Raw genomic sequence first — 2,777 nt, forward strand, 5'->3', positions numbered from 1 at the left:
GTTTCTTGGGCTGCGCTCGATATCTGCTCGAACCCTGTCTTTGCACTGATCAGCTGAAAGTCTTTGTCAAAGACCATAAAATTGAGATAGGCTTCGGGCACTGTGTAGTTCACGCCCGATCGTGTCAGGTCTGCCCAGGGCACTGAACTGCCCAACGCGCCACTTTCTGCACCTAAGAATGATCCACCTGTAGCCAACTGTGCCCCTATCGTATTGATCAGGTTGGACAAATCCCCTGGGTTTTCTTCCTGATAGTACTTGGCAAATACTTCCATTTTGATGGTGTCACCCGGCATTACTTTGAGCTGACGCACCAGCCCGATATTTTCTCCCAGTCCGCCATAGAGCAGCATGGCATGGTGGGTAGTATCCGTAGGGCTGTCCGTGTGATCGAACAGTTCAGCGTCTATGATCACGGCCTCTTCGTAGTTGAAGAAAATATTGGCTTCCACCTCCGCCTGACTGCTTTCCATAGTAGCTATAGTCACCGTAGTTTGCTCATCTGTAGTCAGCAGCATACGCACGTTACCCAGCTGATCAGTCAGGTGGTATCTATTGGGGCGTCTCCCTTCGGGTCGGGCTATACGCACTCGTCTGCCCTCGCACCTCCCACTTCGGACTCAAACAAAATGCTCCTATCCCTTACGCTAAAAAACCACCCAACTAGGATGGCTCTTTGTTTCTTTGGCTCAGTCTAGCTTTACGCTTCTTCTCCGCATTACAAATGCTGCTTTACAGCTCCTTCGGCAAGATTACAGTCGCAAGACGCTACGCTAATTGCAATTGTACATTCACGGCATTTCAAATGCCTCGTAAACTTACAGTCGCATTAAAAAATGCGACCGAGCGGGTTTATGCCAAGATTTGAAACTTAAAAGCTAAAAGCTTCCGCCTTTTAAAACAAAAAAACCACCGATCTCTCGGTGGCTTTAAATATCTTCTCTAACATCATCTCCGTGTCTAAGACACTACTACTCATTTCCTCTTTCAAGTCTCAAAATAGACTTAAAAGAACGGGGTGTTCAATCCACCTTTTCTCATGAACAATTTTGCCCCAACTTTAGTGATGCTCTTTGTAATACCTGCGAGTCCTGTTAAATCACTAATAGCTAAAGCACCATATAAAACTGTCCTACTTACATCTCCTTCGCCAGCCCAGAAAGTTGCTCTTTCAAAGTCTCCATAACCAGGTCACATTTATGACTAATAAGTAACAAAAAATCCCAACACCTCTACAGTATTGGGATTTCATTTCTTTACCTCATAAAACAAAAATGACCAACCTCACAGTCAGTCATTTTATTAACATTCTACTTCTTAAATCCTATCAAAAACCTGATAATTGAGTACATGACTGAGGGAGTGACTCTCACGGAGTCTTCAAAACCTCAAATAATTTCTTTTTTTCATTCCACATTATATTAATGTTATCCGATACTCCATTCCCTTCATCATTAAGAGCAATAATCACGAAGTAATTATTTTTCTTTAACACAAAACGATAGCCATAATGATTCTCGCCATTCACCTTAACATCTAAGCCCTCAGGATTAAACAACCTATTTTCTTCTATTTTATAAAGGGTATCAACTGTAACTCCTGACTCTTTCAATATAAATAATTGACTAAATATTAAGGAATCTATTGGCTTTATATAAATACTGCCAATTGACTCATTTAGTCTATTCATTAATTCATAGTCCCTAACCAACCCCCCAACTCTACTTTTTTGGCTTAAACTATTTGTGAGAGTACTGTCTTGCAAGATTACTTTTTTTTCTGTTGACATCGAATCAGACTCAACATTCACTCTCTTCTCTTTTCCCGAACAGCTAAAGCAAACAATTACTACAAAAAGAAAATTTAAACTCTTGTGTTTCATAATATCAATTTTAATTTCCAAAAACAGCATCCCAATCTATTTCTCTATAATAAATGGTTCCACCTAGGTCTTCAGTATAATTGTCTAACCAAGTAGTAGGGACTATTTGGATTATCCCTTGACCTGAGGACGGATGCACCATGTCCCCACCTCCAATGACCGTAGTAATATGATCAATTGTCCCATCTGATGTGTAATCGTAAAAAATAACATTTCCAGTTTCCAATTCAGAAACAGCATTTGAAAAATTATTAAATAGATCGTCTGCTGTGTAATCACCAAAGCTGTTATTAGCAACCGTTCTCAATCCATGACAAACCGCACCAGAACAATCATATTGATCTGGACCATCTGCACCAGTTTCATATGGAAGACCTTCCAACGTCTCTAACTCAATTGCAAAACTATTATTTAATAAACTTTCATTTCCATCAAGTCCTAGCAGATTAAACGAACCATCGCCATCAACACTTATCATTCCTGCATAAAGACTAGCTATATTAAATCCCCAATTTCCTAACCCCTCAGGTATCACAGAAAGAGCTGGATTAAGAATTCCAATATTAGCCCAAGCAATTGCTGCATTGCTCTTAAAATCACTAGCTAATTTGGCTAATCCTTTTTGAGCTGCACTCCTACCCGTACCACCGCCGCCACCATACGCAGTTGGCCCTCCATAGTACATGCTGTTATAACTAATTCTACCTCTAGACAAGGTAGTAGCTCCAGATTTGAAACTACTAAGATTACCGCTTAACGCCCTTCTCATCTGAGTAGCGTAACCACCCCCATACCCAAACCCAAAAGCACTGCCTGAGTTATACGAATCTCCATAACCTGCTGCGATACCTCCCCAGAAGTCCCAGCCGCCCATGCCATTATTGGCCAGTCCGCC

2 protein-coding genes and 1 pseudogene are annotated in these 2,777 nt (G+C 41.2%); all 3 read right to left on the reverse strand.

Features of this window, described 5'->3' with window-relative positions:
- Nucleotides 1–590, reverse strand: a pseudogene (locus B9A58_RS20145) (hypothetical protein); the annotation flags it as partial.
- A 779-nt stretch (nucleotides 591–1,369) separates the two neighbouring features.
- Complete coding sequence (locus B9A58_RS20150; protein ID WP_139794005.1) at nucleotides 1,370–1,882, reverse strand: hypothetical protein; 513 nt, start codon at nucleotides 1,880–1,882, stop codon at nucleotides 1,370–1,372.
- 10 nt (nucleotides 1,883–1,892) lie between these two features.
- A partial coding sequence (locus tag B9A58_RS20155) for an NlpC/P60 family protein (protein ID WP_139794006.1) occupies nucleotides 1,893–2,777 on the reverse strand: 885 nt, incomplete at its 5' end.

It is taken from the genome of Reichenbachiella faecimaris, from assembly GCF_900176375.1.
In the GTDB taxonomy this organism is placed as follows: Bacteria; Bacteroidota; Bacteroidia; order Cytophagales; family Cyclobacteriaceae; genus Reichenbachiella; species Reichenbachiella faecimaris.

Bases quoted from the DNA above. Each gene is read 5' to 3' on its own strand.
- B9A58_RS20150 (WP_139794005.1), bottom strand. From the start codon at position 1,882: ATGAAACACAAGAGTTTAAATTTTCTTTTTGTAGTAATTGTTTGCTTT.